This is a genomic window from Herbaspirillum camelliae (genome assembly GCF_001929405.1).
In the GTDB taxonomy this organism is placed as follows: domain Bacteria; phylum Pseudomonadota; class Gammaproteobacteria; order Burkholderiales; family Burkholderiaceae_D; genus Herbaspirillum; species Herbaspirillum seropedicae.
Map to the genome: position 1 here is coordinate 1,034,873 of NZ_KV880769.1, position 20,312 is coordinate 1,055,184.

A 20,312-nucleotide genomic window follows, 5' to 3' on the forward strand; every position below is an offset into this window, starting at 1 on the left:
TCTGTTCACACGACGCGCGAGCGTCATGATAAACACCAATTATTACTTCTTCGCTGCCTTGGCGCGCTTGGCACCGTACTTCGAGCGAGCTTGCTTACGATCCTTGACGCCCTGGGTATCCAGTGCACCGCGAACCATGTGGTAACGCACACCCGGCAAGTCCTTCACACGGCCGCCGCGGATCAGCACGACGCTGTGTTCTTGCAGGTTGTGGCCTTCACCGCCGATGTACGAAATGACTTCGAAACCGTTGGTCAGACGCACCTTGGCCACCTTACGCAGCGCCGAGTTCGGCTTCTTCGGGGTGGTGGTGTACACGCGGGTGCAGACACCGCGCTTTTGCGGGCTGTTTTCCAGCGCCGGCGACTTGCTCTTCACGATCGCGCGGACACGTGGTTTGCTAATCAGTTGATTGATGGTTGGCATCGTTTTAATCCAACAAAGTACAACATTGAAAACAGGTTCCGGAATCGGTTGCCCGGAACCACACAGGAAACTCTTGTGCGCAAGACAACGCGCAAATCGGATTTAAGACCGGAAGGGAGGATAGCGTCGCAGAAGCGATGTTTCAGACCAAAGAACGCATAAGCCCGGGAGAGCCTAAATTCGAGAACTCGCGAGTGTACGCCTGAATGTCCAGCGGGTCAACCCGGAGCTAGCTGCAGCGCCGATTTGACGCGGTTTATGGCCATTTCGCCACGCTTTTGCAGTGGCGAAATGGCAATGTTTTCCTGAATGCAATGACTGCCCATTGCTCAACTGCGTGGCAGCGCCTCCGTCATGCGCCGCCACTGGGCCGTCTCGGGCTGGCCCCGATCGCGGCGCGAAAAGAAGTTGACCAGTTGGCGCCCGGCTGCGTCATAGAACTCCACCGAGGTCACCATGCCATGGTCGGTCGGGCGGCGCACCACCCAGCCGTGGTCGATGGCCGCACTGCGCACCTTGAGCCGGAAATCCTCGCCCAGCACCTCGTACCATGGTCCGTTATTGCTGCTCGCGTCGATCATGCCGCTATAGATCTGGGTCATGCCGCCCTGGCTGACGAAGGCCATGATCGGCTGGCGCCGGGCGCGGGCGTCGTCCATCAACAACTGCAGGCCCTGCGCGCTGATACGCCAGGCCGAATCGCCGCCGATCAGCTCCAGCGCCTGTTCGCGGCTGAGCTTGAGTTCGCGCAGCAGACGAGGAAACTGGTGGACGTCGGTCAGCTTCGTCCATGCCTGGCGCAGCTGGGCCACGTCAGCAGCGGATGGATTGCTGCGCACGCCGGCGGCTGGCTGCACCGGGGCTGGCAGCACATTCAAGGGGGCAGGCTGCCCGGCGATCCTGAACTCGGCCACCACGCGTTCATAGGCGGCGACGTGCTCGTCGTTGTCCAGGTAGATCTTGTGGATCGCCTGGCCATGCTGATCGAAGAACTGCAGGCTGCGCAGGGTCTTGCCATCGCGGCCAGGCTGGGCGACGGCAAAAGCGCTGCTCCACTGGACGCCGCCGATACGCAGGTCGATCGGGCCGCCCGCCAGTCCGGTCCCCGGCACCACCCTGCCCTGTTCATCGCGGCGCACCGGCGTCACCGCGCCAGTGCGCTCCAGCATCACATCGTCGTTGCGGATGACGGCCTTGATGCGACCCAGTTCAGCCAGCCGGTCATAGAGAACCTGGATATCCTGGGCGTCGGATTTCAGACGCGTGGCCTGCCAGTTCGCGCCGCTGGCCAGGAGCTCTGCCTCGGACACGCCCAGCTGGCGCGCAGCCTCGCGCAGATGCAAGCGGGGTTGGGCCTGCTGCAGCTGGGTCCAGCGCTGGGAGAGCGTGGGTGGATTGGCGGCGCATCCGGCCAGGGTCAAGGCGAGGGTCAATGCGGCTGGCAGCAGCGTACGGGCGCTACGGTGTTTCATGGAAATTCCTTTCAGGTGGCTGCGTTGATCAGTATTCGATTTTCAGGCTCAGGTTGAAGCTGCGGCCGGGTTCGGTATAGGCGTCCTTGTTGACCGCACTGTCGGCCAGCGACAAGCCGCGGATGTCGGTCCAGCTCCAGTACTTGCGATCGAACAGGTTGCGGATGCCGGCATAGAGCGTCATGTTGCGGTTCAGGTAGTAGCCGCCTGAGATGTCCATGACGAAGAAGGCGGGTGAGACGAAATTGGTCGCGGTAGGAATGTCTTCCTTCTTCTTGGCCGCGTTGTAGACCAGGTCGCTCTGGAGGAACCATTGCTGGCTGCGCTCATAGCGCAAGCCGGTCACCACCGACAATGGCGCCACCGACTCCAGCCCGCGCTCGACGCCGTTGCTGGTGGTGCTGCCCTTGGTCCAGGCAAAGCCGCTCTTGAGCGAGAAGCCGTTGTCCATCTGGTAGTCGAGCCGCCCTTCCAGCCCGTGGATCTCGGCCTTGGCGGCATTGCGATACTGGAAGATGGTCGGGTTGGCCACCGTCAAGTTGCCGCCGACCGTGACCAGGTCGATGAAGTTGCTGTAGTTTCCCTTGTAGGCGGCAGCGCTGTAGCGCAACGCCCCCGCACCCAACGCAAGCTTGCCGCGCAGTCCCAGCTCGACGGTATTGCTGGTCTCGGGCTTGAGATCAGGATTGGACACCTGGCGGTAGACCGTATTGTTGAAGAAGGAATTGACCTCCTGCGCCGAAGGCGAGCGGAATCCCCGGGCGTACTGGATGTACGGGATGAACGCCGGCGTCACTTCATACAGCAAGGCCAGGCGTGGCGACAAGGCGCTGTCGCGACTGGACACCGCAGGCTGGCCATTGGCGATGGCCTGGGCGTCGTACTTGGCGCTGGCCTGCGGCTTGAGCTCGTAGCTGTCGTAGCGCAGGCCGGCGATGGTGGTCAGGGCGCCGGTACGCATCTCATCTTGCAGATACACGCCCAGCAGGTTCGATTCGGTCTTGGGGAAATACTGGCAATACTGGGTGCCGGTGCAAGTACTCCAGCCAGTGCCGTTGGCATTGACCTGTAGGGTCGACAGGCTCAGGTCCATCCCATAGACCAGCTTGTGCCGCCAATAGTCTGGCCCGAAATTGCTCTCGGCCAGCAGGCTGCCTGCGCTCATGCGGTCCTGGTACGCCACCGCCCGGAAGCGCGGGCGCACGATGCTGCCGGCGCTGGCCCCGGCCTCATAGGTATATTGGTCGGTGTCGGCATTGCGATAGGTGAGGCTGGCCTTGATCTTCTGCACCCAGGGATGTTCGGCATCCACATGCTCATAGGCGAAGGTGGCGCGCTGACCGGTGGATTTGCTGCTGGTGTGGTACTGGGTCACGCCATTGGTGAGCGCCGACAGGCTGTCGCCACTGTCCCGCTGCTCGGTGGCCTGCAGGGTCAGCTTGAAGAGGTCCACGCCATTGGGCCGGAAGACCAGCTTGCCCAGCGCTGAACGGGTGTTGTAGTGCATCGGGTCCGGTGTGGTGCGCGCCGTGCCGAATACGTCGTTGCTGCCCTTGTTGTCGGCTTGGCTGCCGTGGCGCGTATTCAAGATGAGCATCCCCTGCCACTGCTGGCCGCCCCAGGCCGCGCTGGCGCTGGCGCCACTGCTGTGGTCGCCGGAGTCATAGGAAGGCTTGAAGGAAAAATAGCTGCTCTTGCCGAACACCGCCAGCAGGTCGGCAGGATCCTTGGTGATGAAGTTGACCGCGCCTGTGAGGCCATCGCTGCCATAGAGCGAAGAGGCCGGCCCCCGCAGCACCTCGATGCGGCGATACAGCTCGGTATCGGTGGTCGCCCCGCGCCCGACGCTGGCCACGCCCTGGCTGAAAGAGCGCGGCATGCTGATGCCGTCTTCCAGCATCAACACACGATTGCCATCCAGCCCGCGGATGCTGATGCCCTCGTTGCCGCCCCGTCCGGTGGTGGCGCCCGGCCCGGTAATGCCGGACATGCGGTAGACCGAGCGCTTCACCTCCACGCCTGGCTCGTAGCGCAGCGCGTCCTTGATGTCGCGCGCGTTGTGTTGCTCGATCTCTTCCGAGCTGATGACCGACACGGTCGCCGCCGCGTGGTCGGTATCGCTGCTGCCAGAACGATTGGCCGTGACGACCACCTCCTGCAGCTTCTTGCCACTGGCCTGCGCCAGCACGATGGAAGGATCTGATGGACTGGATTGAACGGATTGCGGCTGATCCGCTTGCGCATAGGCGCCGACGCATAGCCACTGCTGCAGCGCCAGGAACACGGCTGCCGCACACCTCGATTTGCATGGAGACACTGTAACCACCCCTTGATTGGATCGGTTACTAGCGACTGCTGGCTACCTCTTGGAAAAGAAACGACCTGCATACGCAGGCCGCCATGAATGCTGTCTTTCACTCACCCTTGCCGCACACAGATGAGAATCATTATTATTTGAAGATGATAGGAGATTCGCTCTTCGTTGGCAATGCCTGCGCTGCGTTCCCCCTACGCCCTGCAAGGACAAAGGACCTGCAGGACGAAAAAAAACGGCGCCGGAATGACTTCCGACGCCGCTTCTCTTGCAGCTGCTAGCTGTTGCCGTGTCGGGTGGCCGAAACAACCAAGCCACCCGGGCGATGCGAGACTTACGCTTCGCCTTCGAGACCACCGATGGATTCGGTCGAGGAGATTTCCTCGTCGCCGAACTCGGAGCGGGAGGCACGTTCGGCTTCGAGCAGTGCTGCGCGCTCTTCGGCTTCCCATGCATCCTTTTCCTTGCGGGCGCGGTGGAAGGCCAGGCCAGTACCAGCCGGAATCAGGCGGCCGACGATGACGTTTTCCTTCAGGCCGCGCAGGCCGTCCTTCTTGCCCATGATCGCGGCTTCGGTCAGCACGCGGGTGGTTTCCTGGAACGATGCGGCCGAGATGAAGGAGTCGGTCGACAGCGATGCCTTGGTAATACCCAGCAGCACGTTTTCGTAGGTCGCCGGGATCTTGCCTTCGGCGGTCACGCGATCGTTCTCGTCCAGCAGCTCTGAGCGCTCGACCTGCTCACCGGTGATGTAGTTGGTGTCGCCCGGCTCCACCACTTGCACGCGGCGCAGCATCTGGCGCACGATCACTTCGATGTGCTTGTCATTGATCTTCACGCCCTGCAGACGGTACACGTCCTGCACTTCGTCCACGATGTAGCGGGCCAGCGCTTCGATACCCAGCAGACGCAGGATGTCCTGCGGATCGGCCGGACCGTCGACGATCATTTCGCCCTTGTTCACCACCTGGCCGTCGTGCACCAGCACTTGCTTGTCCTTGGTGATCAGGAACTCGTGCTTGGTGCCTTCCATGTCGGTGATTTCCAGACGCTGCTTGCCCTTGGTTTCCTTGCCGAAGGCAACGGTACCAGTGACTTCGGCCAGCATGCCGGCATCCTTGGGCGAACGGGCTTCGAACAGCTCGGCCACGCGCGGCAGACCACCGGTAATGTCACGGGTCTTCTGCGATTCGGTCGGGATACGGGCCAGTACTTCACCCACATGCACTTGCTGGCCGTCCTTGACGGTGATCAGCGCGCCGACCTGGAAGCCGATGGTCACCGAGTGTTCGGTGCCGGCGATCTTCACTTCTTCGCCTTGTTCGTTCAGCAGTTTCACCTGCGGACGCATGACCTTGGACGACGGACCACGACGCTTCGCATCGATGACCACCAGGGTCGACAGACCGGTGACTTCGTCGATCTGCTTGGCCACGGTAGAGCCTTCTTCCACGTTCTCGAACTTCACGGTACCGGAGTACTCGGTGATGATCGGACGGGTCAGCGGATCCCAGGTAGCCAGGGCGGTACCGGCCTTGATAGTCAGGCCATCCTTGACGATCAGGGTGGCGCCGTACGGCACTTTGTGACGCTCGCGCTCACGGCCCAGGTCGTCGGTGATCAGCACTTCGCCGGAACGGGAAATGACGATCTGTTCGCCCTTGCCATTGGTCACATAACGCATCGTGGCGGTGAAGCGCACGGTGCCGTTGGACTTGGCTTCCACCGAGGAGGCCACCGCTGCACGCGATGCCGCACCACCGATGTGGAAGGTACGCATGGTCAGCTGGGTACCCGGCTCACCGATGGACTGCGCAGCCACCACACCAACCGCTTCGCCGGAGTTCACCAGCAGGCCACGGCCCAGGTCGCGGCCATAGCACTTGGCGCACAGGCCATAGCGGGTGTCGCAGGTCAGCGGAGTACGAACCTTCACTTCGTCGATACCCATGCGTTCGATCTCTTCGACCTTGTCTTCGTCCAGCAGGGTGCCGGCTTCGTACAGGGTGGCTTGATCTTCCGGGTTGACGATGTCGGTCGCAGCCACACGGCCGAGGATACGGTCGCGCAGGGCTTCGATGACTTCACCGCCTTCCACCAGCGCCTTCATGGCCGAACCGTTGGAGGTGCCGCAATCGTCTTCGATCACGACCAGATCCTGGGTCACGTCCACCAGACGACGGGTCAGGTAACCGGAGTTCGCAGTCTTCAGCGCGGTGTCGGCCAGACCCTTACGGGCGCCGTGCGTCGAGATGAAGTACTGCAACACGTTCAGGCCTTCGCGGAAGTTCGCGGTAATGGGCGTTTCGATGATGGAGCCGTCAGGCTTGGCCATCAGGCCGCGCATACCGGCCAGCTGGCGAATCTGGGCAGCCGAACCACGGGCGCCGGAGTCGGCCATCATGTAAATCGCGTTGAACGATTCCTGGGTGGTCTTCTTGCCTTCGCGGGTGATGACGTCTTCCACCTTCAGCTGGTCCATCATGGCCTTGCCGACTTCGTCACCGGCCTTGCCCCAGATGTCCACGACCTTGTTGTAGCGCTCGCCTGCGGTCACCAGACCCGAGGAGTACTGCTGTTCGATCTGCTTGACTTCCGATTCGGCAGCCGCGATCAGGGTAGCCTTTTGCGGCGGCACCAGCATGTCGTCCACGCAGATGGAGATACCGGCGCGGGTCGCCAGGCGGAAGCCCGACTGCATCAGCTGGTCGGCAAACACGACGGTGGCACGCAGACCGCACTTGCGGAAGGACGTATTGATCAGCTTGGAGATTTCCTTCTTCTTCAGCGCGCGGTTCAGCACCGAGAACGGCAGGCCCTTAGGCAGGATCTCCGAGAGGATGGCGCGGCCGATGGTGGTCTCGTAGCGCTTGACGGTACGCACGAATTCGCCGGTGACCGGATCCTTCGGGTGTTCCACGATACGCACCGTGATACGGGTAGCCAGCTCGACTTCCTTGTTGTCGTAAGCGCGGATGACTTCCGACACGTCCTGGAACATCATGCCTTCGTTCTTGCCGTTGATGGCTTCACGGGTGGCATAGTACAGACCCAGCACGATATCCTGGGACGGCACGATCGACGGTTCGCCGTTGGACGGGAACAGGATGTTGTTGGAGGCCAGCATCAGGGTGCGGGCTTCCATCTGCGCTTCGATCGACAGCGGCACGTGCACGGCCATCTGGTCGCCGTCGAAGTCGGCGTTGAACGCCGCGCAAACCAGCGGGTGCAGCTGGATCGCCTTGCCTTCGATCAGGACCGGCTCGAACGCCTGGATGCCCAGACGGTGCAGGGTCGGCGCGCGGTTCAGCATGACCGGGTGTTCGCGGATGACTTCTTCCAGGATGTCCCAGACCACCGGCTCTTGCGCTTCCACCAGCTTCTTGGCGGCCTTGATGGTGGTCGACAGACCCATCAGTTCCAGCTTGTTGAAGATGAAGGGCTTGAACAGTTCCAGGGCCATCAGCTTGGGCAGGCCGCACTGGTGCAGCTTGAGCTGCGGGCCCACCACGATGACCGAACGGCCCGAGTAGTCCACGCGCTTGCCCAGCAGGTTCTGACGGAAACGGCCGCCCTTGCCCTTGATCATTTCGGCCAGCGACTTCAGCGGGCGCTTGTTGGCGCCGGTCATGGCCTTGCCGCGACGACCGTTGTCCAGCAGCGAGTCCACCGCTTCCTGCAGCATGCGTTTTTCGTTGCGCGTGATGATTTCAGGAGCACGCAGCTCCATCAGGCGCTTCAGGCGGTTGTTGCGGTTGATGACGCGGCGGTACAGATCGTTCAGGTCGGAGGTCGCGAAGCGGCCGCCATCCAGCGGCACCAGCGGACGCAGTTCCGGCGGCAGCACGGGCAGCACTTCCATGATCATCCACTCGGGCTTGATGCCCGAGCGCTGGAACGCCTCCAGCACCTTCAGGCGCTTGGCGTACTTCTTGATCTTGGCTTCGGACTTGGAGTCCTTCAGTTCCTGGCGCAGGGTTTCCGCTTCGCGGTCGATATCGATCGAGCGCAGCAGTTCGCGGATACCTTCGGCGCCCATGAAGGCGATGAAGTCGTCGCCGTACTCTTCGTACTTGGCGGCGTAGTCGTCTTCGGACATGATCTGGCACTTCTTCAGCGGGGTCATGCCAGGATCGGTCACGACGTAGGCTTCGAAGTACAGCACGCGCTCGATGTCGCGCAGGGTCATGTCCAGCACCATGCCCAGACGCGATGGCAGCGACTTCAGGAACCAGATGTGGGCAGTGGGGGACGCCAGTTCGATGTGGCCCATGCGCTCACGGCGCACCTTGGCCAGGGTCACTTCCACGCCGCACTTCTCGCAGATCACGCCGCGGTGCTTGAGGCGCTTGTACTTGCCGCACAGGCACTCGTAGTCCTTGATGGGGCCGAAGATCTTGGCGCAGAACAGGCCGTCGCGCTCAGGCTTGAAGGTACGGTAGTTGATGGTTTCCGGCTTCTTGACTTCGCCGAAGGACCACGAGCGGATCTTGTCAGGCGAAGCCAGACCGATCTTGATCGCGTCGAATTGTTCGTTTTGCTGGACTTGCTTGAATAGATCGAGCAGTGCTTTCATGTATCACTCCAGGTTGGCGTGAGAAACTAAATTTACGTGTGGCCGGTTCACCCTGCTTAACCCTGTTCGCATCGGCGGGAGAGCCAGCGAAGCTTCTGCTTCGTGGTGCCGCTCGATACCGGGACAGACCTCCCCAGCTTACTGCCGTACTTCGCTTGAATCTCTTGAATCTATTGATTCGTTCACATCGCCCGTGGAGCGATGCGTCAATACTGAATTCTTCAATTCTTGGTTCGCCGGAAAAACCGGCGGGGTGCGCAGCCTGCGCCGCGCACCCCTTTACATCATTCGCGTTCCAGGTCGATGTCGATACCCAGGGAGCGGATTTCCTTGACCAGCACGTTGAAGGATTCCGGCATGCCGGCGTCGATCACGTGATCGCCCTTGACCAGGTTCTCGTACACCTTGGTACGGCCGTTCACGTCGTCGGACTTCACCGTCAACATTTCCTGCAGGACGTAGGAGGCACCATACGCTTCCAGTGCCCACACTTCCATTTCGCCGAAACGCTGGCCGCCGAACTGCGCCTTGCCGCCCAGCGGCTGCTGGGTCACCAGCGAGTACGGACCGGTGGAGCGAGCGTGCATCTTGTCGTCGACCAGGTGATGCAGCTTCAGGTAGTGCATGTAGCCGACGGTCACGGTGCGCTCGAAGGCTTCACCGGTACGGCCGTCATACATCGTGACCTGGTTCTTCGACGGAGTCATGCCCAGCTGCTTGGCGATCGGGTCCGGATAGGCCAGATCGAGCATGCGGCGGGTTTCTTCTTCATGCGCGCCGTCGAACACCGGGGTCGCGAAGGGCACGCCCTTCTTCAGGTTTTCCACCAGCTCGATGATTTCTTCATCGCTGAACGTATCCAGTTCTTCCTTCTTGCCGGATTCGTTGTAGATGGTGGTCAGGAACTTGCGCAGTTCCGCAACCTTGGCTTGCGCCTGCACCATCTCACCCAGACGCAGGCCCAGACCCTTGGCGGCCCAGCCCAGGTGAACTTCCAGCACCTGGCCGACGTTCATACGGGACGGCACGCCCAGCGGATTCAGCACGATGTCGGCGGGGGTACCGTCGGCCATGTGCGGCATGTCTTCGATGGGCAGAATGCGCGAAACCACACCCTTGTTACCGTGACGACCGGCCATCTTGTCGCCAGGCTGCAGGCGGCGCTTCACGGCCAGGTAGACCTTGACCATCTTCTGCACGCCCGGCGGCAGTTCGTCGCCCTGGGTCAGCTTCTTGCGTTTCTCTTCAAAGGCCAGGTCGAACTGGTGACGCTTCTCGGCGATGGATTCCTTGATGGCTTCCAGCGCGTTGGCGATGTCGTCATCGGCCGGGCGGATGTCGAACCAGTGGAACTTGTCCAGATCGTCCAGGTAGGCCTTGTCCAGCTTGGTGCCCTTGACCAGCTTCTTGGGGCCGCCGTTGGCGACCTTGCCGATCAACAGACGCTCCAGACGCTGGAAGGCGTCGCCTTCCACGATACGCAGCTGGTCGTTCAGGTCCAGGCGATAGCGCTTGAGTTCATCATCGATGATCTGCTGGGCGCGCTTGTCACGCTGGATGCCTTCGCGGGTGAACACCTGCACGTCGATGACGGTGCCGACCATGCCCGAGGGCACGCGCAGCGAGGTGTCCTTCACGTCGGAAGCCTTCTCGCCGAAGATCGCGCGCAGCAGCTTTTCTTCCGGGGTCAGCTGGGTCTCGCCCTTCGGGGTGACCTTGCCGACCAGGGTGTCGCCGGCTTCGACTTCCGCGCCGATGTAGACGATACCCGACTCATCCAGACGGGCCAGCTGGTTCTCGGCCAGGTTGGAGATGTCGCGGGTGATTTCTTCCGCACCCAGCTTGGTGTCACGTGCGACGACCGACAGTTCCTCGATGTGGATCGAGGTGTAGCGGTCATCGGCCACGACCTTCTCCGAGATCAGGATCGAGTCTTCGAAGTTGTAGCCGTTCCAGGGCATGAACGCCACCAGCATGTTCTGGCCCAGGGCCAGTTCGCCCATGTCGGTCGAGGCACCGTCGGCGATCACGTCATGCTTGGCCACGCGGTCACCGATCTTCACGATCGGGCGCTGGTTGATGTTGGTGTTCTGGTTGGAACGGGTGTACTTGATCAGGTTGTAGATGTCCACACCGACTTCGCCCGCTTGCGCTTCGTCGTCGTTGACGCGGATCACCACACGGCCTGCATCGACGTAGTCCACCACGCCGCCACGCAGGGCTTGCACGGTAGTACCCGAGTCGACTGCCACGGTACGCTCGATGCCGGTGCCGACCAGCGGCTTTTCCGGACGCAGGCAAGGCACGGCCTGGCGCTGCATGTTGGCGCCCATCAGTGCACGGTTCGCGTCATCGTGTTCCAGGAACGGAATCAGCGAGGCTGCCACCGACACCACCTGGCCCGGGGCCACGTCCATGTACTGCACGCGTTCCGGCGAGACCAGGATGGTTTCGCCAGCTTCACGGGCCGACACCAGTTCGTCGGACAGCTTGCCTTCGCCGTCGATGGTCGCGTTCGCCTGGGCGATCACGTAACGACCTTCTTCGATGGCCGACAGGTAGTCGATCTGGTTGGTGACCTTGCTGCCCTCGACCTTGCGGTACGGGGTTTCCAGGAAACCGTATTCGTTCAGGCGGGCGTACAGCGCCAGCGAGTTGATCAGGCCGATGTTCGGGCCTTCAGGCGTTTCGATCGGGCAGACGCGGCCGTAGTGGGTCGGGTGCACGTCGCGCACTTCGAAGCCGGCGCGTTCGCGGGTCAGACCGCCAGGGCCCAGGGCGGAAACGCGGCGCTTGTGCGTGATTTCCGACAGCGGGTTGGTCTGGTCCATGAACTGCGACAACTGCGACGAACCGAAGAACTCACGGATGGCAGCCGAGATCGGCTTGGAGTTGATCAGGTCGTGCGGCATCAGGTTGTCCGCCTCGGCTTGGCCCAGGCGTTCCTTGACGGCGCGCTCCACGCGCACCAGACCGGCGCGGAACTGGTTCTCGGCCAGTTCGCCCACGCAACGCACGCGACGGTTACCCAGGTGGTCGATGTCATCGACTTCGCCACGGCCGTTACGCAGTTCGACCAGGATCTTGATGACGGCCAGGATGTCGTCATTGGACAGGGTCATGGTGCCGGTCAGCTCATCGCGACCCACGCGACGGTTGAACTTCATGCGGCCCACGGCCGACAGGTCGTAGCGGTCTTCGCTGTAGAACAGACCGTTGAACAGCGCTTCCACCGACTCTTCGGTCGGCGGTTCGCCAGGACGCATCATGCGGTAGATCGCCACGCGAGCGGCGGTCTGGTCGGCGGTGTCGTCGGTGCGCAGGGTCTGCGAGATGTAGCCGCCCTGGTCCAGGTCGTTGGTGTACAGGGTCTGGATGGCCGAGATGTTGGCTTCGCGCAGCTTGGCCAGCAGTTCTTCGGTCAGCTCGTCGTTGGCGCTGGCCACGACTTCACCGGTTTCCGGATCGACGATGTTCTTGGCCAGCACGCGGCCCAGCAGGTAGTCCTCAGGCACGGAGATGTGCTTGATGCCGGCAGCTTCAATGTCACGCACGTGCTTGGCGTTGATGCGCTTGTCCTTGGCGACCATCACCTTGCCCGACTTGTCGGTGATGTCGAAACGCGCGACTTCACCGCGCAGGCGCTCGGAGACGAACTCCATGTCCGCGCCTTCGGCGTGCAGGTTGAAGTTGTCGAAGACGAAGAAGTTCGCCAGGATCTGCTCGGAGGTCATCCCGATGGCCTTGAGCAGGATCGTCACCGGCATCTTGCGGCGGCGGTCGACGCGGAAGAACAGGATGTCCTTCGGGTCGAATTCGAAGTCCAGCCAGGAGCCACGGTAAGGAATGATGCGGGCCGAGAAGAGCAGCTTGCCCGACGAGTGCGTCTTGCCGCGGTCGTGTTCGAAGAACACGCCCGGGGAGCGGTGCAGCTGGGACACGATCACGCGCTCGGTGCCGTTGATGACGAAAGAACCGGTGGTGGTCATCAGGGGCAGTTCGCCCATGTAGACTTCCTGTTCCTTCATTTCCTTGACGACCGGCTTGGTGGGCGATTCCTTGTCCAGGATCACCAGGCGCACCTTGGCGCGCAGCGGGGACGCGAAGGTCAGGCCACGTTGTTGGCACTCTTTGACGTCAAACGGCGGAGCGCCCAGCACATAGGAAAGGAATTCGAGACGCGCAAAACCATTGTGCGACACGATGGGGAAAATCGAGGTGAAAGCCGATTGCAGGCCTTCGTTCTTGCGCTCCGATGCTGCACGTTCGGGTTGCAGGAAATTCTGATACGACTCGATCTGAGTCGCGAGCAGGAACGGAACGTTGTGGACGTTTGCGCGTTTCGCGAAGGATTTGCGAATGCGCTTCTTCTCAGTAAATGAGTAGTGCATGGACACTCCGTGAGTGACAGGAAGGATAGAGAATTCAAGATTCGATCAGACCGCGCGACTTGCCGGCAAAGCAGTCCGGGCCATCGGCACTCAAATCTTCAAATGTCTACCCTAGTTTTTTGCTGCGATCGCGCTTAATATTCCCGACAACGAATACTGCAACGCATCAACATCACCAGCAAAAATAAGAAACGACAAAGGAGCCAAAGCCGAATCCCTTTTTCAAGGGATTCTGCACTTTGACTCCGGAGTAATGACTCGCCTTGGTAGGCAAGAGAATTACTTCAGTTCGGCCTTGGCGCCAGCTTCTTCCAGCTTCTTCTTGGCAGCTTCAGCGTCAGCCTTGGCGATGCCTTCCTTGACCGGCTTCGGTGCACCGTCAACCAGATCCTTGGCTTCCTTCAGACCCAGGCCGGTGATTTCACGGACGGCCTTGATGACGCCGACCTTGTTGGCGCCGACTTCAGCCAGCACAACGGTGAATTCGGTCTGTTCTTCAGCAGCAGCAGCACCGGCACCAGCACCGCCACCAGCGGCGGGAGCGGCCATAGCGGCAGCGGAAACACCAAACTTCTCTTCGAATGCCTTGACCAGGTCATTCAGTTCCATCACGGACAGCGCGCCAACGGCTTCCAGGATGTCTTCTTTGCTAATTGCCATTTGAAACTCCTAAATTTATTTCGGTAATAACATCAGATTGGTAGTGACGCGAAAGCGTCGAAACTGCAGAGCGAGGCCGCTTCAAGCGGCCCTGCCTCATGCGGCTTCGGCTTCCTTCTTGGCTGCCAGGGCAGCCAGAGCGCGCGCAAAGCCCGACACCGGAGCCTGCATCATGCCCAGGACCTGGGCCAGCAGAACTTCGCGAGACGGGATGTTTGCCAGCGAAGTCACAGCAGCCTTGTCCAGCTGCTTGCCTTCGTAGTTACCTGCCTTCACAACCAGCTTGTCGTTGGTCTTGGCAAAGTCGGACACGACTTTGGCAGCGGCCACGGCATCTTCCGAGATCGAGTAGATCAGCGGACCGGTCAGTTGCGGGGCGAGGTCGGCAAACTTCGTGCCTTCGATGGCGCGACGAGCCAGCGTGTTTTTCAACACGCGCAGGTACACGCCTTGGGCACGCGCTTGTGCGCGCAGTTGCGTCAAGGAACCAACCTGGATGCCACGGTATTCGGCCACGACGATCGTTTGCGCAGATGCAACCTTTGCGGAAACTTCGGCGACGACGGCCTTCTTGTCATTCAGATTGAGACTCAAGATCAACCTCCAAAAATAGTACTCGGCCACTACACAGGCCACTGCCTGCTTGCCTTGCACCGGTTCGAACACGGCGTCCGACGTTTAGGAGTTCACTGCAGCATAGGGCAAAACTGAATATGCTGCCTGAGACTACGAAACTTGCTCGGGTTCACCATCTGCGTTGGGTTCACTGGACTTGCGACCAGCGTTTTTAACTTCATCCGGCTTGCTGCTGCCGGCTTCCGCCCAACGGTCTTTGAAGGCCTGCCGCAATCCATCACTGATTGCGTTGAACTGCGACAGCCCAAAGAGATGCCCCGCCTCCTCTCGGAAACGGGGACTGTATTGCTTGCTTAGGCAGCCAGGGAAGCCTGGTCCACGCGAACGCCAGCGCCCATGGTGGACGACAGAGCGATCTTGCGCAGGTACACACCCTTGCTGCTGGCCGGCTTGGCCTTGTTCAGGGCATCGATCAGGGCCAGCAGGTTGGCCTTCAGATCGGCGTCTGAGAACGACTTGCGGCCGATGGTGGCGTGGATGATACCGGACTTGTCGGTACGGTATTGCACTTGACCAGCCTTGGCGTTCTTGACGGCAGTTGCCACGTCCGGGGTCACGGTACCGACCTTCGGGTTAGGCATCAGGCCGCGAGGACCCAGGATCTGACCCAGGGTACCAACGATACGCATGGTGTCGGGCGAAGCGATGACGATGTCGAACGGCATGTCGCCGGCCTTCACGCGCTCTGCCAGATCTTCCATGCCGACCACGTCAGCGCCAGCTGCCTTGGCAGCTTCAGCCTTGTCGCCGGAAGCGAACACGGCCACGCGAACGGTCTTGCCGGTACCGGCAGGCAGCACCACCGAACCACGGACCACTTGGTCCGACTTCTTCGCGTCCACGCCCAGCTGGACAGACACGTCGATCGATTCGTTGAACTTGGCGGTTGCGAATTCCTTGATCAGGGAAACGGCGTTGTCGAACGGATAGGCCTTGGTACGATCGACCTTTTCCTTCATTGCCTTGACGCGCTTGGATACCTTAGCCATTACAGACCCTCCACCGTGATGCCCATCGAACGTGCGGAACCAGCGATGGTACGCACGGCAGCTTCCAGATCAGCAGCGGTCAGGTCCGGCTTCTTCTGGGTTGCGATCTCTTCCGCTTGCTGGCGGGTGATCTTGCCGACCTTGTCGGTATGCGGCTTGGCGGAACCCTTCTGGATACCAGCAGCCTTCTTGATCAGGATGGTCGCCGGCGGGGTCTTCATCACGAAGGTGAAGGACTTGTCCGCGAAGGCGGTGATCACGACCGGAATCGGCAGACCGGGTTCGACACCTTGAGTCTGGGCGTTAAAGGCCTTGCAGAACTCCATGATGTTCAGACCGCGCTGACCCAGGGCCGGGCCGATCGGGGGGGACGGGTTTGCTTTACCAGCTGGCACTTGCAGCTTGATAAAACCAATAATCTTCTTTGCCATGACGGCTCCTTATTGATTGAGTTGTAGCGCCGACTCATTCGCCTTGCGGCTCCTTACTGCGGCTCCTCGGATAGCTGGATGAGTGGACGATGACTTGTCCGGTACGCTCCAGCGGGCGTTGAAAACTTGACAGGGAAAGGCGGGATTCCGGAGGGCGGGATCAGACTTTTTCCAGTTGGCCGAACTCGAGTTCCACCGGGGTGGCGCGACCGAAGATGGTGACCGAGACGCGCACGCGCGATTTCTCGTAGTTCACTTCCTCGACGTTGCCGTTGAAGTCGGTGAACGGGCCTTCCTTGATACGGACCATTTCGCCAACTTCGTAGAGCACCTTTGGACGGGGCTTCTCGACGCCTTCTTGCATCTGGCGGAGCAGCGAGTCCACTTCGCGCTGCGGCAGCGGAGTCGGACGATTCGACTTGCCACCGATGAAACCGGTCACTTTGGCGGTGTTCTTCACCAGGTGCCAGGTTTCGTCCGTCATTTCCATCTCGACCAGGACATAGCCCGGGAAGAAACGACGCTCGGTCACGGACTTGTGACCATTCTTCATATCAACGACTTCTTCAGTCGGCACCAGGATCTGGCCAAACTGTTCTTGCATGCCGGCGCGATTGATGCGCTCGGTCAGCGCGCGCTGCACGCTCTTTTCCATGCCGGAATACGCATGCACCACGTACCAGCGCTTGTTTCCGGCGCTTGAAACGCTTTGCGCACCAATCGGTGCGCTGTCTTGCGTGCTATCGCTCATGTTATTTCCAGCCCAAAATTACGTCGTACAACAGGAACTCGAGCAACTTGTCCGTACCCCAGAGGAAGATGGCCATGATCAGCACGAAGGCGAAGACCACCGCCGTGATCTGCATGGCTTCCTTGCGGGTGGGCCAGACGACTTTCTTGGTTTCGCGCACGGATTCCTTGGCGAAACCGACGAAGCCGCGGCCTTGTGCAGACGTCCAGGCAAACGCCACAGCCACCAGCAGACCGGCGACCAGGGCGACAGCGCGCACCGGAGTCGGCTGATCAGACAACACAAAAAAACCGACCACGCCTGCAACCACAGCCACGATCGCCAATGCGATCTTGATCTTGTCGTTGGAGGTGTTGACGGTTTGAACTGGCTGGCTAGACATATTTACTTTCAGTACCCTGCACCAGATTCGGTGGCAGGGGCGGAGGGCATCGAACCCCCAACCTTCGGTTTTGGAGACCGACGCTCTGCCAATTGAGCTACGCCCCTACAAAAACTCGCGATTGAGACACGAATGCCGCGATACGTTACGCACCGCGGCAAAGTGTTTTACAGCTTGATCTTAGTCGAAGATCTTGGCAACCACGCCGGCGCCGACGGTACGACCGCCTTCACGGATAGCGAAGCGCAGACCTTCTTCCATGGCGATCGGGTTGATCAGTTGCACGGTGATCGACACGTTGTCGCCCGGCATGACCATTTCCTTGTCCTTCGGCAGTTCGATCGCACCGGTCACGTCGGTGGTACGGAAGTAGAACTGCGGACGGTAGTTGTTGAAGAACGGGGTGTGACGGCCGCCTTCGTCCTTCGACAGAACATAGATCTCGCCGGTGAAGTGCTTGTGCGGCTTGATCGAACCCGGCTTGGCCAGAACCTGGCCGCGCTGCACGTCTTCACGCTTGGTGCCGCGCAGCAGCACGCCGACGTTGTCGCCAGCTTGACCTTGGTCCAGCAGCTTGCGGAACATTTCCACGCCGGTGCAGGTGGTCTTCTGGGTGTCAGCGATACCGACGATTTCGATTTCTTCGCCGACCTTGATGATGCCGCGCTCAACGCGACCGGTCACCACGGTGCCACGGCCGGAGATCGAGAACACGTCTTCCACCGGCATCAGGAAGGTACCGTCAACGGCACGTTCCGGGGTCGGGATGTAGGTGTCCAGCGCTTCAGCCAGGGCCATGATCGCTTGCTCGCCCAGGGGACCGGTGTCGCCTTCCAGCGCCAGCTTGGCCGAACCCTTCACGATGGGCAGGTCGTCGCCAGGGAACTCGTACTTCGACAGCAGTTCGCGGACTTCCATTTCCACCAGTTCCAGCAGTTCAGCGTCGTCCACCATGTCAGCCTTGTTCAGGAAGACGATGATGTAAGGCACGCCAACCTGACGCGACAGCAGGATGTGTTCGCGGGTCTGGGGCATCGGGCCGTCAGCGGCCGAGCACACCAGGATCGCGCCGTCCATCTGGGCTGCGCCGGTGATCATGTTCTTCACATAGTCGGCGTGGCCTGGGCAATCAACGTGCGCGTAGTGACGGTTCGCGGTTTCGTATTCGACGTGCGCGGTGTTGATGGTGATGCCGCGGGCCTTTTCTTCAGGCGCTGCATCGATCTGGTCGTAGGCCTTCGCTTCGCCGCCGAACTTCTTCGACAGAACGGTTGCGATTGCAGCGGTCAGGGTGGTCTTGCCGTGGTCAACGTGACCGATGGTGCCGACGTTCACGTGCGGCTTGGTCCGTTCAAACTTGCCTTTTGCCATCTTAGACTCCTAAATTTGATGAGAATGTCCAGGCAACACGCCCGACTGATTACTGACTTGTCAGCGATACGACGAGAAACTGGTGCCCTTGACGTGGATTGAACACGTGGCCTCTCCCTTACCAAGGGAGTGCTCTACCACTGAGCTACAAGGGCATTTTTCCGACTGCACAACAACCAAACATGCAACCGGACCAAAACTTGGAGCGGGTGAAGGGAATCGAACCCTCGTCTTAAGCTTGGAAGGCTTCAGCTCTACCATTGAGCTACACCCGCGAGGAAACAACCTTCACTTCACAACCGCCGCGTCTTTCGATCGCGTATGTACTGCAGGACTGCTTTGACTCCCGGCCTAATGGTGGAGAGGGCTGGATTCGAACCAGCGTACTCGTAAGAGGGCAGATTTACAGTCTGCTGCCATTAACCACTCGGCCACCTCTCCGTGCAGGGAACTCAAAACTATAGAGGAACATCTCTAGACTGTCAACCAAATTTTCGCTTCGGGGCAAAATATTTTATCAACTGCCGGATATTGCTCAGAGGAACGACCCGCGACGTTTTTTCGAATCTTCAGGCTTTTTGTGTCTGCGACTCAACCGGCTTTTCATTCCAGGGCGCAATTCTAGGCAACATCAGCATTCCAGGCAAGGCCAGAACGAAACAAATCAGAAAAAAATTTAGCCAGCCGGTGTCGGCCACGATATACCCCACAGAAGAATTCACAAAAGTTCGAGGCACGGCCATCAAACTGGTGAACAAGGCAAACTGGGTGGCGGTATAGCGCGGATCGGTCTCGCGCATGATGTAGGCCACGAAAGCCGTCGTCCCCAGCCCCACACCAAAGGCTTCCAGCCCGATCACCACCGCCAGCACCGGCAGGTTGGCGCCGACATGGGCCAGCCAGGCAAACCCGAGGATAGGCACGGCCTGCAGCACCCCGAACACCCACAGCCCGCGATTGATGCCCAGCCGCACCATCCAGATGCCGCCGATGATGCCGCCGGCCACGCTGGCCCACAGGCTGGTCGTCTTGGAGACCACGCCGATCTCGGTCATCGAGAAGCCGAGGTCGATGTAGAACTTGGTGGCCAGGGCGGTGGCCATGCTGTCGCCCAGCTTGTAGAGGAAGATGAAGCCCAGCACCCACAGCGCATTGCCCCAGCCGCCACGGGCGATGAATTCGCGGAAAGGCAGCACTACGGCTTCGGTCATGCTCTTGGGCGGAGTCCCGTACACCTTCGGTTCCTTCACCACCAGCGAGCACAGCAGCCCCGGCAGCATGAAGGCCGCAGTGATCCAGAACACGGTCGGCCACGGCATCTGGTCGGCCAGCACCAGCGACAACGCGCCCGGCACCATGCCGGAGAGCTTGTAGGCGTTAACGTGAATGGCGCTGCCCAGGCCCAGCTCGGCTTCGGGCAGGATCTCGCGCCGGTAGGCATCGATGGCGATATCCTGGCTGGCCGAGAGGAAGGCCACCACCGAAGCCATGAAGGCGATCGTGCTGACATCCGACAGCGGATCAAGCATGCCCATGCCACCGATGGCGAGAAACAGCAGCAGCTGGGTGGACACCATCCAACCGCGCCGCCGCCCCATGCCACCGAAGTGGAAGCGATCCATCAGCGGCGACCAGACGAACTTCCAGGTGTATGGGAACATCACCAGCGCAAACAGCCCCAGCGTCTTTACGTTCAGGCCCGATTTGGCCAACCACGCCTGCAACAGGCTCAGCAGGATGAACAAGGGAAGACCGGAAGTGAAGCCAAGGAAGACGCAGATGAGCATGCGCCGGTTCAGGTATTGACGCCAGGAAGCGGCAGGTGCGGTCATGGGCAGGCCGAATCGAAAACAGAGGGAGAAATGAAAAACGCCGGCGGCCAGCGATGAGACGCGGCCAGACCGGCGTAAGCA

Annotated in this window: 13 protein-coding genes and 4 tRNA genes; all 17 read right to left on the reverse strand. The window is 60.6% G+C overall.

Annotation, left to right across the window (positions count from 1 at the left end; genetic code table 11):
- Positions 1-42 precede the first annotated feature (42 nt).
- Positions 43-426, reverse strand: coding sequence for a 30S ribosomal protein S12 (gene rpsL, locus BGK68_RS04775; protein ID WP_006465490.1), 384 nt, complete (start codon positions 424-426; stop codon positions 43-45).
- Between the two features lie 329 nt (positions 427-755).
- The gene (locus BGK68_RS04780) at positions 756-1,898 is read right to left on the reverse strand and encodes a hemin-degrading factor (RefSeq protein ID WP_075256130.1); all 1,143 of its coding nucleotides are present in this window, start codon (positions 1,896-1,898) and stop codon (positions 756-758) included.
- Between the two features lie 28 nt (positions 1,899-1,926).
- Positions 1,927-4,182, reverse strand: a complete 2,256-nt coding sequence (locus BGK68_RS04785) for a TonB-dependent hemoglobin/transferrin/lactoferrin family receptor (RefSeq protein ID WP_233149233.1) — start codon at positions 4,180-4,182, stop codon at positions 1,927-1,929.
- A gap of 364 nt (positions 4,183-4,546) precedes the next feature.
- On the reverse strand, positions 4,547-8,788 hold the full coding sequence (gene rpoC / locus BGK68_RS04790) for a DNA-directed RNA polymerase subunit beta' (RefSeq protein WP_075256132.1): 4,242 nt from the start codon (positions 8,786-8,788) through the stop codon (positions 4,547-4,549).
- Between the two features lie 284 nt (positions 8,789-9,072).
- Positions 9,073-13,179: a DNA-directed RNA polymerase subunit beta gene (gene rpoB, locus BGK68_RS04795; protein WP_075256133.1), complete on the reverse strand. Its 4,107-nt coding sequence runs from the start codon at positions 13,177-13,179 to the stop codon at positions 9,073-9,075.
- A gap of 279 nt (positions 13,180-13,458) precedes the next feature.
- Positions 13,459-13,839 (reverse strand): 50S ribosomal protein L7/L12, encoded by a 381-nt coding sequence (gene rplL / locus BGK68_RS04800; protein WP_075256134.1) that lies wholly within the window; start codon positions 13,837-13,839, stop codon positions 13,459-13,461.
- 96 nt (positions 13,840-13,935) lie between these two features.
- Positions 13,936-14,433, reverse strand: coding sequence for a 50S ribosomal protein L10 (rplJ, locus tag BGK68_RS04805; RefSeq protein WP_075259677.1), 498 nt, complete (start codon positions 14,431-14,433; stop codon positions 13,936-13,938).
- Positions 14,434-14,768: 335 nt separating this feature from the next.
- Entirely contained in the window at positions 14,769-15,464 is a 696-nt protein-coding gene (gene rplA / locus BGK68_RS04815) for a 50S ribosomal protein L1 (protein WP_006465497.1), read from the reverse strand.
- Positions 15,464-15,895 carry a 50S ribosomal protein L11 gene (gene rplK, locus BGK68_RS04820; protein WP_075256136.1) on the reverse strand — a complete coding sequence of 144 codons (432 nt, stop codon included), beginning with the start codon at positions 15,893-15,895 and terminating at the stop codon, positions 15,464-15,466. Before rplK ends, rplA begins: the two co-directional genes overlap by 1 nt.
- A 160-nt stretch (positions 15,896-16,055) precedes the next feature.
- Positions 16,056-16,646 carry a transcription termination/antitermination protein NusG gene (gene nusG, locus BGK68_RS04825; RefSeq protein ID WP_034333546.1) on the reverse strand — a complete coding sequence of 197 codons (591 nt, stop codon included), beginning with the start codon at positions 16,644-16,646 and terminating at the stop codon, positions 16,056-16,058.
- Between the two features lies 1 nt (position 16,647).
- A complete protein-coding gene (gene secE / locus BGK68_RS04830) occupies positions 16,648-17,028 on the reverse strand; it encodes a preprotein translocase subunit SecE (RefSeq protein WP_075256137.1) in 381 nt (126 codons plus the stop codon).
- 31 nt (positions 17,029-17,059) lie between these two features.
- A tRNA-Trp gene (locus BGK68_RS04835) sits at positions 17,060-17,135 on the reverse strand.
- Positions 17,136-17,208: 73 nt separating this feature from the next.
- Positions 17,209-18,399 carry an elongation factor Tu gene (gene tuf / locus BGK68_RS04840; RefSeq protein WP_008334097.1) on the reverse strand — a complete coding sequence of 397 codons (1,191 nt, stop codon included), beginning with the start codon at positions 18,397-18,399 and terminating at the stop codon, positions 17,209-17,211.
- Between the two features lie 80 nt (positions 18,400-18,479).
- Positions 18,480-18,554: transfer RNA gene (locus tag BGK68_RS04845), tRNA-Thr, on the reverse strand.
- A 46-nt stretch (positions 18,555-18,600) separates the two neighbouring features.
- A tRNA-Gly gene (locus tag BGK68_RS04850) sits at positions 18,601-18,674 on the reverse strand.
- An 80-nt stretch (positions 18,675-18,754) separates the two neighbouring features.
- Positions 18,755-18,840, reverse strand: a tRNA-Tyr gene (locus BGK68_RS04855).
- A 128-nt stretch (positions 18,841-18,968) separates the two neighbouring features.
- Entirely contained in the window at positions 18,969-20,231 is a 1,263-nt protein-coding gene (locus BGK68_RS04860) for an AmpG family muropeptide MFS transporter (RefSeq protein ID WP_075256138.1), read from the reverse strand.
- Between the last annotated feature and the right edge of the window lie 81 nt (positions 20,232-20,312).

Coding starts and splice junctions, on each gene's coding strand:
- rpsL (WP_006465490.1), bottom strand. CDS start 426: ATGCCAACCATCAATCAACTGATTAGCAAACCACGTGTCCGCGCGATC.
- BGK68_RS04780 (WP_075256130.1), bottom strand. CDS start 1,898: ATGAAACACCGTAGCGCCCGTACGCTGCTGCCAGCCGCATTGACCCTC.
- rpoC (WP_075256132.1), bottom strand. CDS start 8,788: ATGAAAGCACTGCTCGATCTATTCAAGCAAGTCCAGCAAAACGAACAA.
- rpoB (WP_075256133.1), bottom strand. CDS start 13,179: ATGCACTACTCATTTACTGAGAAGAAGCGCATTCGCAAATCCTTCGCG.
- rplL (WP_075256134.1), bottom strand. CDS start 13,839: ATGGCAATTAGCAAAGAAGACATCCTGGAAGCCGTTGGCGCGCTGTCC.
- rplA (WP_006465497.1), bottom strand. CDS start 15,464: ATGGCTAAGGTATCCAAGCGCGTCAAGGCAATGAAGGAAAAGGTCGAT.
- rplK (WP_075256136.1), bottom strand. CDS start 15,895: ATGGCAAAGAAGATTATTGGTTTTATCAAGCTGCAAGTGCCAGCTGGT.
- nusG (WP_034333546.1), bottom strand. CDS start 16,646: ATGAGCGATAGCACGCAAGACAGCGCACCGATTGGTGCGCAAAGCGTT.
- secE (WP_075256137.1), bottom strand. CDS start 17,028: ATGTCTAGCCAGCCAGTTCAAACCGTCAACACCTCCAACGACAAGATC.
- tuf (WP_008334097.1), bottom strand. CDS start 18,399: ATGGCAAAAGGCAAGTTTGAACGGACCAAGCCGCACGTGAACGTCGGC.
- BGK68_RS04860 (WP_075256138.1), bottom strand. CDS start 20,231: ATGACCGCACCTGCCGCTTCCTGGCGTCAATACCTGAACCGGCGCATG.